13 protein-coding genes are annotated in these 12,109 nt (G+C 53.8%); 9 read left to right on the top strand and 4 right to left on the bottom strand.

The window, feature by feature from the left end:
* Positions 1-72: 72 nt before the first annotated feature.
* Both hemH and PFRI_RS04150 read right to left on the bottom strand, forming a co-directional pair.
* Entirely contained in the window at positions 73-1,137 is a 1,065-nt protein-coding gene (hemH, locus tag PFRI_RS04145; RefSeq protein ID WP_072629480.1) for a ferrochelatase, read from the bottom strand.
* A 55-nt stretch (positions 1,138-1,192) separates the two neighbouring features.
* A complete protein-coding gene (locus PFRI_RS04150; RefSeq protein ID WP_072629481.1) occupies positions 1,193-1,990 on the bottom strand; it encodes a methyltransferase domain-containing protein in 798 nt (265 codons plus the stop codon).
* On the opposite strand from PFRI_RS04150, the gene PFRI_RS04155 reads away from it, so the two are divergent.
* Genes PFRI_RS04155 through PFRI_RS04170 form a run of 4 tightly spaced genes read left to right on the top strand, consistent with a single transcriptional unit; the run spans position 1,991 to position 4,292 of the window.
* Positions 1,991-2,734, top strand: coding sequence for a ComF family protein (locus PFRI_RS04155; RefSeq protein WP_072629482.1), 744 nt, complete (start codon positions 1,991-1,993; stop codon positions 2,732-2,734). It begins immediately after the preceding gene.
* A gap of 30 nt (positions 2,735-2,764) precedes the next feature.
* The gene (grxC, locus tag PFRI_RS04160) at positions 2,765-3,022 is read left to right on the top strand and encodes a glutaredoxin 3 (RefSeq protein ID WP_072629508.1); all 258 of its coding nucleotides are present in this window, start codon (positions 2,765-2,767) and stop codon (positions 3,020-3,022) included.
* On the top strand, positions 3,022-3,852 hold the full coding sequence (locus PFRI_RS04165) for a carbon-nitrogen hydrolase family protein (protein ID WP_072629483.1): 831 nt from the start codon (positions 3,022-3,024) through the stop codon (positions 3,850-3,852). The genes grxC and PFRI_RS04165 overlap by 1 nt, the downstream gene beginning before the upstream one ends.
* Positions 3,852-4,292, top strand: a complete 441-nt coding sequence (locus PFRI_RS04170) for a MarR family winged helix-turn-helix transcriptional regulator (protein WP_072629484.1) — start codon at positions 3,852-3,854, stop codon at positions 4,290-4,292. Before PFRI_RS04165 ends, PFRI_RS04170 begins: the two co-directional genes overlap by 1 nt.
* Before the next feature lie 55 nt (positions 4,293-4,347).
* Here the strand turns inward: PFRI_RS04170 and ubiG are convergent, their stop codons facing one another.
* Positions 4,348-5,094: a bifunctional 2-polyprenyl-6-hydroxyphenol methylase/3-demethylubiquinol 3-O-methyltransferase UbiG gene (gene ubiG, locus PFRI_RS04175; protein WP_072629509.1), complete on the bottom strand. Its 747-nt coding sequence runs from the start codon at positions 5,092-5,094 to the stop codon at positions 4,348-4,350.
* 57 nt (positions 5,095-5,151) lie between these two features.
* On the opposite strand from ubiG, the gene pip reads away from it, so the two are divergent.
* The 5 genes from pip to infB all read left to right on the top strand — a co-directional run bounded on the left by pip (position 5,152) and on the right by infB (position 11,775).
* Complete coding sequence (pip, locus tag PFRI_RS04180; protein ID WP_072629510.1) at positions 5,152-6,129, top strand: prolyl aminopeptidase; 978 nt, start codon at positions 5,152-5,154, stop codon at positions 6,127-6,129.
* A 307-nt stretch (positions 6,130-6,436) separates the two neighbouring features.
* Positions 6,437-7,018, top strand: a complete 582-nt coding sequence (rimP, locus tag PFRI_RS04185; RefSeq protein WP_072629485.1) for a ribosome maturation factor RimP — start codon at positions 6,437-6,439, stop codon at positions 7,016-7,018.
* A 2-nt stretch (positions 7,019-7,020) separates the two neighbouring features.
* A complete protein-coding gene (gene nusA / locus PFRI_RS04190) occupies positions 7,021-8,634 on the top strand; it encodes a transcription termination factor NusA (protein WP_072629486.1) in 1,614 nt (537 codons plus the stop codon).
* 25 nt (positions 8,635-8,659) lie between these two features.
* Positions 8,660-9,292, top strand: a complete 633-nt coding sequence (locus PFRI_RS04195; protein WP_072629487.1) for an RNA-binding protein — start codon at positions 8,660-8,662, stop codon at positions 9,290-9,292.
* Positions 9,289-11,775 carry a translation initiation factor IF-2 gene (gene infB / locus PFRI_RS04200; protein ID WP_072629488.1) on the top strand — a complete coding sequence of 829 codons (2,487 nt, stop codon included), beginning with the start codon at positions 9,289-9,291 and terminating at the stop codon, positions 11,773-11,775. Before PFRI_RS04195 ends, infB begins: the two co-directional genes overlap by 4 nt.
* An 85-nt stretch (positions 11,776-11,860) precedes the next feature.
* Here the strand turns inward: infB and PFRI_RS21805 are convergent, their stop codons facing one another.
* Positions 11,861-11,995: a hypothetical protein gene (locus PFRI_RS21805; RefSeq protein WP_281249308.1), complete on the bottom strand. Its 135-nt coding sequence runs from the start codon at positions 11,993-11,995 to the stop codon at positions 11,861-11,863.
* Between the last annotated feature and the right edge of the window lie 114 nt (positions 11,996-12,109).

Consider the following 12,109-nt stretch of genomic DNA (forward strand, 5'->3'; position numbering starts at 1 on the left):
CACAGGTTTAGCATATCTCAAGAGATATGCAGATTTGCCTCCGGCGGAAGTTTAGTCGGAAAGATGAAGGGCTTAATCCAGCCAACCTTTTAGGTTTTCTTCAATCACAGCTGAGAGTGCAGTGATGTGAGCCGGATCATCGTTGAGGCAAGGGATATAGGTGAAGTGCTCACCGCCGCCCTCTTCAAAGCTCTCTTTGATTTCTTCGTTAATCTCTTCAAGCGTTTCGATGCAATCGGATGAGAACGCAGGCGCAATAACAGCGATGTTCTTTTTGCCGTCTTCTTCTGCCAAGCGCGCGACTTCTTTCACGGTGTAGGGCTGAAGCCATTCTTCTGGCCCGAACTTTGATTGGAAAGTTGTCGCAATTTGCGTGTCATCCCAGCCGAGGCGTTCTTTCAGAAGGCGCGTCGTTTTCTGGCATTGGCAATGGTAGGGGTCACCCTCCATCAAGTAGCGTTTTGGAACGCCGTGATAGGAGCAGACAAGAATGTCCGGTTTTTTCTCGGCAGCGGCGTAGGCGCGTTCAACGGATTGCGCGAGCGCTTCGATATAAAGCGGATGCTCGAAGTAAGGTTCGATCGTGCGCGTCGTGGGTTGCCATTTCTCTTCCATCAGAGCGCGGAAGAACTGATCGTTAGCAGTGGCAGAAGTCGCGCCAGCGTAGTGCGGATAGAGCGGGACGAACAGGATCTTGGTGCAGCCCGCCTCCACCATAGCGCGGACTTTGCTTTTGGTGGAAGGGTTGCCGTAGCGCATGCAGTAATCAACCAAGACGTCATCGCCATAGAGTGCTTTCATCGTCTCAGTGATCGCTGCGTTTTGCTGTTTTGTGATTGTGAGCAGCGGGCTTTCGTTTGCCTCTTCGTTCCAGATTGTGCGGTACGCAGCACCAGAGGTGAAGGGACGCTTTGTCAGAATGATAAGCTGCAAGAGCGGCTGCCAAAGCCAAGGGGAATAGTCGATGACGCGACGATCCGAGAGGAACTCACCCAGATAGCGGCGCATGGACCAGTAGTCGGTGTCATCCGGCGTGCCGAGGTTCGACAATAGGACACCGACCTTGGGTTTTGGCAATTTCGGGTGGTCATCCGGGGCATGCATCGGGCAGGTCTTGGGGATTGTGTCGTCACGCATGGGGTTACTCCGAAGTGTCTTGTTAATACGCCAGATAAGCGAAATATGCGCGCGGTCAATCGCGCAGCGACTTTTCTGTTGTTTTCAGCGCATCAGCGAGACGCGTTGTCGCAGAGCCGGGGCGCAATGGTTTGGGTTGATCTGCAGAGGGTGCCCAGCCCGAAAGAAACAGGAATTCGAAAGTTGCGAGGATTTTGCCGTCCTCGGAGAAGGATTGTTCGTAGATTTCAGCACATCGGTTGAACACTGCGCGGCGGGTTGGTTTGCGCAGGCGGGCATTCAGGGCATTAGCTTCGCCAAATTTACGCAGGTCTCGCATCAGGTGGTAAACGCTTTGATAGCTGGTTTTGATGGTGATGCTATCGGCGACGGGCAAGGCGAGGCCCGCGCGTTGCAAGAGTGCGCCAAGATCGCGAATTTCGCCCATAGGCGCGATGCGAGGGGAAAGACCGCCGGTGACTTCGCTCTCCGCTTGCGCGAGGCAGGCACGCAATTCGTGCAGGGTTTGACCGCCTAGGCATGCGGCCTGGAAATGGCCATCGGGGCGCAAAGCGCGCGCGCTTTGGATGATTTGGCCCACAGGGTCATTGGCCCAATGGAGCGCCATAAAGTGAATGGCCAGATCATGGCTCGCAGGGATGACATCGAGCGTTTCCGCATCATCGATCAAGCGAGCGTCGGGAAGAAAGTTGTCACTAGGGCCTACAATAATCGGATCTTTAAACGCCCTGTTAACCAGACTCAGACGATCAAGGAGTTCATCGCGGGCGATGTCGTGCAGAAATCTATCGCTTGCGCGAGAGCGATTGCGGATCAGCGCGGTGCGATCAGTGAGGAGCGGAGCGTTTTGCATATGTCACGTCTTATTGCGCAAGGGCCGATCTTACAAACCCTTGTGCATGCGGTTTTTCCGCCCGAATGCCTTTCGTGTCGGATGCGCGTGGCGAGCGATGATGGGCTTTGTGGCCCATGTTGGCGCGATACAGCGTTTATTACGGGCGATGTTTGCGATGCGTGTGGAGTGCCGATGCACGGTGATGTGCAAAGCGGGGATCGCTGTGATGAGTGTTTGAGCACTGCGCGTCCTTGGTCGCAGGGACGTGCGGCACTTTTGTATAAGGAGCGTGGGCGCGCGTTGGTTTTGGCGCTGAAACACAGTGACAGGCATGATATTGTACGCCCTGCCGGGCTTTGGCTCGCACGGGCGGCGAAAGGTATTTTGCGAGAGGATGTATTGATCGCGCCTGTGCCACTGCATTGGACGCGCATGGTGCGCAGGCGGTACAATCAGTCAAGTTTGATCGGGCAAGCTATGACGCGTGAGGTCGGCGCGCCGTTTAGTGGTGATCTATTGGTAAGGTCCAAGGCGACAGCATCGCTGGATGGTAAATCTCGGGAAGAAAGGTTTGCTGAATTACGAGATTCCATTGTTGTGAACCCCAAGCGCGCAGAACTGATCAAAGGACGCGCAATCCTTTTAGTGGATGATGTGATAACCTCGGGTGCGACGCTCGCGGCCTGTGCAGAGACGTGCCTAAAATCACAGGCAAGCGAGGTTTGTGTCGTAACCCTAGCGCGCGTCGCAAAGGATGACTAACTTACGAGCAAGCTGAGAAAAGGAATGCTCGTGAAACAAGTTGAGATTTATACGTCGCCGCTTTGTGGTTTTTGTCATGCTGCGAAACGTTTGCTGACCTCTAAGGGTGTCGAATTTTCGGAGGTCGACATTGCGGTACAACCAGAGCGCTGTGCGGAGATGATGCAGCGCGCGAATGGTGGGCGCACTGTGCCACAGATTTTCATTGGTGATGAGCATGTGGGCGGCTGCGATGATTTGTTTGCGCTGGAGCACGCAGGCAAGCTGGACGGCGTTTTGGCTGCCTGATGTTAATCGCGCTCATTCAAACAACCTCTAGCGATGATCCGCGTGAAAACCTTGCGCGGATCTCAGCGCGGATTCGCGAAGCTGCGAATGACGGTGCAACGTTTATTCTGACACCTGAAGTGAGCAATTGCGTCTCTATGAGCCGTTCGCATCAAGAGCAGATTTTGCAGCTAGAGGCGGATGATCTGTCGCTGTCTGGCTATCGTGCTTTGGCGGGGGAGCTTGGGGTTTGGCTATTGATTGGCTCGCTTGCGTTGAAAACGGGTGATGTGGATGGGCGGTTTGCCAATCGTTCGTTTTTAATTGACCCAAGTGGCGAAATCGTTGCGCGTTATGACAAGATTCACATGTTCGACGTAGATGTGAACAAAGATGAGACGTACCGCGAATCTGACGGGTATCGACCGGGCGCTAAGGCGGTTGTTGCGCCGACGCCGTTTGGGGATTTGGGGCTGAGCATTTGCTACGATTTGCGTTTTGCTTATTTGTATCGCGCTTTGGCGCAGGCTGGGGCAGAGATTTTGACAGTTCCAGCAGCTTTCTCGCCAGTGACCGGCAAAGCACATTGGGAATCGCTGCTGCGCGCGCGCGCGATTGAGACGGGGTGTTACGTTCTTGCGCCTGCGCAAACGGGTCAGCACAGCGCTGGGCGTGGCAAGGAACGCCAAACTTATGGGCATTCGCTTGTGATTTCGCCGTGGGGCGAGGTTTTGGCGGATGGTGGAACCGAAGAACGCACTGTCTTGGTTGAAATTGACCGCTCAGAAGTGGCACAAGCAAGACGGAAGATCGCGGCGCTTTGTCATGATCGAGAGTTTGAAGGGCCCTGATGTCCGAAGATGCGAATGCTTTGGCGGTGATGCTGTTCAGTGAAATTCTGACGGCGGATCAACTGCTACGTAACAAGTTGGGGCGTGTACTGCCCAAAGGGATGGAGTTGTCGCATTTCTCTGTTCTGAACCATTTGGCTGGTAAGTCGAGTGAACGCACACCTGCGCAGCTCGCCAAGAGTTTTCACCTGACTCGTGGCGCGATGACCAACACGTTGGGCAAGTTAGAACGCGCAGGCTACATACATATCCGTCCTGATTGGGATGATGCGCGCCGCAAGCAAGTGGCGATTAGCCCGTCTGGGCGTGCCGCGCGCGATGCCGCTTTGCTTGAGATGGGGCCTGTGATTTCCGAGATTGTGGACGCGTTGGGCAGTGAAAAACTGCGTGCGGCTTTACCATTTTTGCGCGACTTACGACTGATGCTTGAGAAGGCATAGTTCCCGCCAGAAGGGTTTTGTGCCTCCGGCGGGATATTTTCGGAAAGAGGAAGTGCTAGGCTGGCTTTACGCTGGCCGTGACGTAGTTCACGCTAAGGTCGCGGTCAGATAGGCTCCAGCTCCATAGGATTGGGTTGAATACGAAACCTTTGCGATCCACAGGATTTACACCCGATTGTGAGAGCAACTCGCAAAGCTCATCTGGCGTGATGAACTTGTTCCATTCATGAGTACCTTTGGGCAGCCAACGCATGATGACCTCCGCGCCGATAATTGCCATCGCGTAGCTTTTCGGATTGCGGTTGATTGTGGAGCACACATGTAGACCACCCGGTTTCAGCAGTTGTTGGCACGCTGTGAGGTAGGCAAGCGGGTCAGCGACATGTTCGACCACTTCCATATTGATCACCACATCGAATTGCTCGCCTGCTTCGGCAAGCGCTTCGGCAGTGGTGCAACGATAATCAATCGTGAGGCCAGATTGTTCTGCATGTACTTGCGCAACTGGGATATTGCGTTCCGCGGCATCTGCACCAACGACTGTCGCACCAAGGCGCGCCATAGGTTCGGACAAAAGGCCGCCACCGCAACCGATATCCAAAATGCGCAAACCTTTGAAAGGTTCTGGCGCGCTCAGGTCGCGATCAAACTCACCAGCAATTTGGCTGGTAATGTAGTCGAGACGGCATGGATTGAGCATGTGTAGGGGCTTGAACTTGCCCTTAGGGTCCCACCATTCGGCGGCCATGGCTTCGAATTTTGCGACCTCGGACGGGTCAACTGTGTTTGGGGCGGCTTGCATTCCTGTCTCCATATGCTCATCTGGGCGCGAGTGACCTTAGGGGTATATAGGATGGATCTGGATAAAATCTCGGGCCAAAAGAGCACGGTGCAATATCTCTACTCGCCGATTGATCCTTTTGATCAGCGCATGATGGAAATGCCGGGCGGGCATAACATCTATGTTGAGCAATGTGGTAACCCTAATGGCATCCCCGTGATTGTTCTGCATGGCGGTCCGGGTGGCGGGTGTAGCCCTGCGATGCGACGCTATTTTGATCCTGCTGTTTACCGCGTTGTGCTGTTTGATCAACGTGGCTGTGGGCGTTCAAGGCCGCATGCGTCTGTTGAGAATAACACCACTTGGGACTTGGTTGCAGACATCGAGCGCATTCGTGAAGTGCTGGAGATCCAGCAGTTCATCGTGTTTGGCGGAAGCTGGGGCGCGACACTGGCGTTGATATACGCGGAAACCCATCCCGAGAGTGTAGCACATCTTGTACTGCGTGGCGTTTTTTTGGCGACGCAACGTGAGTTGGATTGGTTTTACGGTGGTGGCGCTGGGCAATTCTGGCCAGACACTTGGGCCAATTTTGTGAAGCTTGTGCCAGAGGAAGAACGCGATGATGTGATTGGCGCGTATCATCGGCGTTTGTTCAGTGGTGACTATCAGTTAGAGACGCGTTTCGCCAAAGCGTGGTCAAGTTGGGAAAATGCGTTGGCGTCTGTTTACTCGAACGGGCGCGGCGGGGATGCGCCGGGTGAATATGCGCGCGCGTTTGCGCGGCTTGAAAACCACTATTTTGTACATGGTGCTTTCTTGGAAAGCGATGGTTGGATCTTGGAGAATGTCAACAAGATCAGCCATATTCCGAGTGTTATTGTGCAAGGGCGCTACGATATGATTTGCCCGCCAAAATCTGCTTATGATCTTGCGCAGAATTGGCCGAATGCAGAATTGCGGATGGTGCGTAATGCGGGGCACGCGCTCAGCGAGCCCGGTATCAGCGCGGAACTGGTGCGGGCGATGGATCAGATTGCCGAGAGCTACACATGAAAAAGACCGCCCGGTGAGAGGGCGGCCTTAACTGAGAACTCGTTACCACAAGGAAGGTTTTGCACGTAAAAGGTGTGTTCCCTAAAGTAACTTAATCTTATGAGGGAGTTTCGCGCAACTAATGATTCGCGTATGCTCTAAATAAGCTGCCTTGTTTATATGACATGTGGCCTTGCGGACTCAGTTACTCTTGTCTATATGGCTCTCAACAGCGGCGCGGCTGGGTCCAAACCAAACGCTCCACCGGATACTTTGTAACGGGCCGCGCGCCCGTTTTTTTGTGCCTAGATGCTAGGCAGGATGAGTTATGAATAACGATTTGATTGCCAAAGCTGCCATCGACCAACGCCTTGCTGGCCTTATCACACCTGTGATCGAGGATCTCGGGTTTGAATTGGTGCGTGTGCGCTTGATGTCTGGCAAAGCGACAACATTGCAGATTATGGCGGAACGTCCTGAGGGCGGTATCGAAGTTGACCAATGTGCTGCGATCAGCACGGCGGTTAGTGCGACGCTCGATGTGGAAGATCCGATTGTGGATGAATACACGCTTGAAGTGTCCAGCCCCGGAATTGACCGTCCTTTAACACGTCTTAAGGACTTCGCCACATTTGAAGGGTATGAAGCTAAAATTGAGACGACTGAGCTGATTGACGGTCGCCGTCGTTTCAAAGGTCAGCTCGCTGGTGTTGAGGGCAATGATGTGCTGATCAACATTGAAGAGGGCACCGTCGGTCTGAATTTTGATTGGCTGAGTGATGCCAAGTTGATTCTGACGGATGAGTTGATCAACGAAATGCTACGCCAGCGTAAAAATGCTGGCGCGATTAACGAAGATGATTTTGACGAAATACAGACGGACGAAGCGCCGTTGTCGGAGGAGAAATAACCATGGCTATCACCTCAGCGAACCAGCTTGAGCTGCTGCAAACTGCCGAAGCGGTTGCGCGCGAAAAGATGATTGACCCGGGTCTCGTGATCGAGGCCATGGAAGAAAGCCTCGCACGGGCAGCAAAGTCGCGTTACGGCGCTGAAATGGACATTCGCGTGGCGATTGACCGCAAGACAGGCCGCGCGACATTCACGCGTGTGCGTACGGTTGTTGCAGAAGAAGAGCTAGAGAATTATCAGGCCGAGTTCACAGTAGAGCAGGCCAAGCAGTACATGGCTGATCCCGAGATTGGCGCAACGTTTTCTGAAGAAGTTCCGCCAGTAGAAATGGGCCGTATCGCGGCGCAATCTGCCAAGCAGGTTATCTTGCAGAAAATCCGCGAAGCTGAGCGTGATCGCCAGTTTGAAGAGTTCCAAGACCGTGCAGGCACGATCATCAACGGTGTTGTGAAGCGTGAAGAGTACGGCAACGTGATTGTTGACGTGGGTCGCGGCGAAGGCATTTTGCGCCGCAACGAAAAGATTGGCCGCGAAAGCTATCGCCCGAACGATCGTATCCGCTGCTACATCAAAGACGTGCGCCGCGAAGCGCGCGGACCGCAGATTTTCCTATCGCGGACAGCGCCAGAGTTCATGGCCGAACTGTTCAAGATGGAAGTTCCAGAGATTTACGACAACATCATCGAGATCAAAGCAGTTGCTCGCGATCCTGGTTCGCGCGCCAAGATTGCCGTGATTTCACATGACGGTTCTATTGATCCTGTCGGCGCTTGTGTTGGTATGCGCGGTAGCCGTGTTCAGGCTGTTGTGAACGAGCTACAGGGCGAAAAGATCGACATCATCCCTTGGAAAGAAGATCAGCCAACGTTCCTAGTGAACGCGCTTCAGCCTGCTGAGGTGACGAAAGTTGTTCTGGACGAAGAGGCAGGCAAGATCGAAGTTGTTGTTCCAGATGATCAGCTATCGCTTGCGATTGGTCGTCGTGGTCAGAACGTGCGTTTGGCGTCCCAGCTGACGAACCTCGACATCGACATTATGACTGAAGAAGAAGAGAGCAAGCGTCGTCAGGCAGAGTTTGAAATTCGCACTAAACTGTTCATGGAAGCGCTTGATGTGGACGAGTTCTTTGCGCAGCTTTTGGTTGCTGAAGGGTTCACAAACCTTGAAGAAGTCGCTTACGTCGAAGTTGACGAGCTACTCGGAATTGACGGTGTAGACGAGGATACAGCAGGCGAGCTTCAGACGCGCGCACGTGAATTCCTTGAGGCGAAAGCGGCGGCGGCACTTGCCAAAGCGCGCGAACTTGGCGCTGAGGATAGCCTGATCACATTTGAAGGCATCACACCACAAATGGCAGAAGTGCTTGCGGAAGATGGCGTTAAGACGCTGGAAGATTTCGCGACTTGTGCTGACTGGGAATTGGCCGGCGGCTGGACAACAGTGGATGGCGAGCGTGTCAAAGATGACGGCTTGCTAGAGCAATTCGGAATGGAGCTTGAGGAAGCCCAGACGATGATTATGACTGCACGCGTTCTGCTTGGTTGGGTTGATCCTGCTGAGTTGGAAGCAGACGCAGAAGACGACGCTGAAACAACTGAGGAGGCTGAGGTCTGATCTCAGGCCTCAGTAGGTTCTCAGAGTGACGCGCGGCGGCACAGAAAAAGATCGGTCCAACGGACCAGAGCGCAAGTGCATTGCGACACAGGATACCCTTCCTATGTCGAGCATGATCCGCTTTGTTGTTGGGCCAGATGCGCAGATTGTTCCCGATATCTTGGGAAAGCTGCCTGGACGTGGTATATGGGTGTCTGCGAACAGAGCAGCCCTTGAAAAGGCAGCAAGCAAGAATTTATTCGCAAGAAGCGCCAAGATGCCGGTCAAAGTGCCGGATGATCTGGTGGCAGAAGTCGAGAAGCAAGTAACGCGACGCCTGGTTGAATTGATCAGCCTTGCACGTAAAGGCGGCGGCGCGGTTGCGGGTTACGAAAAAGTTAAAAGCTGGCTGATGAATGAAGAAGCAGAAGTGCTAATTCAGGCTAGTGACGGATCAGAGCGCGGCAAGTCGAAATTAAGCACGCCACACTACGGCAGTTTCATCGGTTGGTTAACAGCAGATGAGCTTGGATTGGCCTTTGGGCGACAGACTGTGATACATGGCGCGCTAAGCTCTGGCGGACTCACCTCTCGTGTAGTAGAGGAAGCCCAAAGATTAAAAGAGATACGAGAAGTAGCGACGGCAGGGGCCGTCCGAAAGGAAAAGACAGCTAAATGAGCGATAACGACGGCAAAAAGACATTGGGACTGCGCGGCACCGGCTCGCGTCCCTCTAATGTAAAGCAAAGCTTCAGCCACGGCCGCACGAAGAATGTAGTGGTGGAAACCAAGCGCAAGCGTATTGTTGTGCCCAAGCCTGGTGCGCCTAAGCCTGTGGCGAGCGGTGCAACGGTGAGTGCAAACCCTGCCAAGCGTCCGGCGGGTATCACCGATGTGGAAATGGAGCGCCGTCTAAAAGCGGTCCAAGCTGCGAAAGCACGCGAAGTCGAAGACGCGGCACGCCGTGAGGCAGAAGAAAAAGCGCGCGCAGAAGATCGCGACCGCCGCCGTGCCGAGATTGAAGCGAAAGAAAAAGAAGAGCTTGAGCGCGCTGAACGTTCCAAGGCAAAAGCCGAAGCGGAAGCCGAAGCGAAGAAAGCAGCGGAAGATGCAGCACGTGTTGCTGCGGCACCTGCCGCGGACAAGCCAGCGCCAGCATCGCGCCCAGCTCCGAACAAGCCAGCGCCAACCGCTGCGCCACGTAAAGCAGACCGTGAACGCGATCAGCGCGATACACGCAAGCAAGCGGGTGCCAATGACGGACGTCGTTCTGGCAAGCTGACATTGAACCAAGCGCTTGGTGGCGGCGGTGGTCGTCATAAATCCATGGCAGCCATGAAGCGTAAGCAAGAGCGCGCGCGTCAAAAGGCGATGGGTGGCACGGTTGAGCGTGAAAAGATCATCCGCGACGTTCAGTTGCCTCCTGCGATTGTCGTCTCTGAGTTGGCCGCACGTATGGCTGAAAAGACCGGCGCAGTCGTGAAGGCGTTGATGAACAACGGCATGATGGTCACACAGAACGAAACGATCGACGCGGATACAGCCGAGCTGATCATCGAAGAGTTTGGCCACAAGGTTGTGCGTGTTTCTGATGCGGACGTCGAAGATGTCATCATGGAAATCCTTGATGAAGAAAAAGACCTTCAGAGCCGTCCACCGATTATCACGATCATGGGCCACGTTGACCACGGTAAAACATCGCTTCTTGATGCGATCCGTAGTGCGAAAGTTGTCGCTGGCGAAGCTGGCGGTATTACGCAGCACATCGGTGCGTATCAGGTGACGACGGATACGGGCGCTGTTCTCAGCTTCCTTGATACTCCGGGTCACGCTGCGTTTACGTCGATGCGCTCACGTGGTGCTCAGGTGACGGATATTGTTGTTCTGGTGGTTGCGGCGGATGATGCTGTGATGCCGCAAACGGTTGAAGCGATTAACCACGCGAAAGCGGCGGGCGTTCCGATGATCGTTGCGATCAACAAGATCGACAAGCCGGGTGCGAACCCTGACAAAGTGCGGACTGACTTGCTCCAGCACGAAGTGATCGTCGAGAAGATGTCTGGTGAAGTGCAGGACGTCGAAGTCTCTGCAATCACGGGTCAAGGTCTTGATACACTGCTTGAAGCGATTGCACTCCAGTCCGAAATTCTGGAACTCAAAGCCAACCCAGATCGCGCCGCTGTTGGTGCCGTGATCGAGGCTCAACTAGACGTAGGTCGTGGCCCTGTCGCGACGGTTCTTATCCAGACCGGTACTTTGCGCGTCGGCGACATCTTTGTTGTCGGTGAACAGCATGGTAAAGTGCGTGCGTTGATCAATGATCACGGTGAGCGCGTCAAAGAAGCCGGTCCTTCGGTTCCTGTCGAGGTTCTTGGCCTCAATGGTACACCGGAAGCGGGCGACGTTTTGAACGTTGTTGATACGGATGCACAGGCGCGTGAAATCGCCGAGTATCGTGAGAAAGCAGCGAAAGACAAACGTGCGGCAGCTGGTGCTGCGACGACGCTAGAGCAGTTGATGGCAAACGCGAAAGCGGATGAGACCGTCTCTGAGATGCCTATTCTCGTTAAGGCTGACGTTCAGGGTTCTGCGGAAGCGATTGTTCAGGCGATGGCGAAAATCGGAAACGATGAAGTCCGTGTTCGCGTTCTGCACTCTGGTGTTGGCGCGATTACGGAAAGCGACATTGGTTTGGCTGAAGCATCTGGCGCGCCGATCATGGGCTTTAACGTGCGTGCGAATACATCTGCGCGTAACACGGCCAATCAGAAGGGTGTCGAAATTCGTTATTATTCGATCATCTACGATCTGGTTGATGACGTGAAAGCGGCGGCCTCTGGTCTGTTGTCTGCGGAAATTCGTGAGAACTTTATCGGTTACGCAAACATCAAAGAGGTGTTCAAGGTGACTGGCATTGGCAAAGTTGCAGGCTGTCTCGTGACCGAAGGTGTCGCGCGACGTTCTGCGGGTGTGCGTTTGCTGCGCGATAACGTTGTTATCCACGAAGGCACGCTTAAGACGCTGAAGCGTTTCAAGGATGAGGTTGCTGAAGTGCAGTCTGGTCAGGAATGTGGCATGGCGTTTGAGAACTACGAAGACATTCGTCCAGACGATGTTATCGAGATCTTTGAGCGCGAGTCTGTTGAGCGTACGCTTGAGTAAGCTCTTGCAACCATGACATAGAAAAAGGGGCTCTAGCGATTGCTTGGGCCCCTTCTTTTTACGTGAAGATTAGAAAAATCGCTGCTTACGCGACAGCGGAGATGGGTTGACCAGCGAAGTTGCGATCCCCAACAGACACAACAATCCGTCCATCGCTAAGCGCGCGAACGAAGGCACCCTGAACTTGAACACAAGTTCCCATAATAATTGTACGAAGCATGGTCTTCTCCCCCAAGAAACCGGTGCAGTACCGGAACATGCGATATTGCAAAATCATGCTGTCACATAATTGTTAACATTTCCATAACAATTTTATCAAATGTGACACTTTGTT

This window comes from Planktotalea frisia, from assembly GCF_001890925.1.
Taxonomy (GTDB): Bacteria; Pseudomonadota; Alphaproteobacteria; order Rhodobacterales; family Rhodobacteraceae; genus Planktotalea; species Planktotalea frisia.

Excerpts from the sequence above, each read along its gene's own strand:
- hemH (WP_072629480.1), bottom strand. The coding sequence starts at position 1,137 with ATGCGTGACGACACAATCCCCAAGACCTGCCCGATGCATGCCCCGGAT.
- PFRI_RS04150 (WP_072629481.1), bottom strand. The coding sequence starts at position 1,990 with ATGCAAAACGCTCCGCTCCTCACTGATCGCACCGCGCTGATCCGCAAT.
- PFRI_RS04155 (WP_072629482.1), top strand. The coding sequence starts at position 1,991 with ATGTCACGTCTTATTGCGCAAGGGCCGATCTTACAAACCCTTGTGCAT.
- PFRI_RS04165 (WP_072629483.1), top strand. The coding sequence starts at position 3,022 with ATGTTAATCGCGCTCATTCAAACAACCTCTAGCGATGATCCGCGTGAA.
- PFRI_RS04170 (WP_072629484.1), top strand. The coding sequence starts at position 3,852 with ATGTCCGAAGATGCGAATGCTTTGGCGGTGATGCTGTTCAGTGAAATT.
- ubiG (WP_072629509.1), bottom strand. The coding sequence starts at position 5,094 with ATGCAAGCCGCCCCAAACACAGTTGACCCGTCCGAGGTCGCAAAATTC.
- rimP (WP_072629485.1), top strand. The coding sequence starts at position 6,437 with ATGAATAACGATTTGATTGCCAAAGCTGCCATCGACCAACGCCTTGCT.
- nusA (WP_072629486.1), top strand. The coding sequence starts at position 7,021 with ATGGCTATCACCTCAGCGAACCAGCTTGAGCTGCTGCAAACTGCCGAA.
- infB (WP_072629488.1), top strand. The coding sequence starts at position 9,289 with ATGAGCGATAACGACGGCAAAAAGACATTGGGACTGCGCGGCACCGGC.
- PFRI_RS21805 (WP_281249308.1), bottom strand. The coding sequence starts at position 11,995 with ATGCTTCGTACAATTATTATGGGAACTTGTGTTCAAGTTCAGGGTGCC.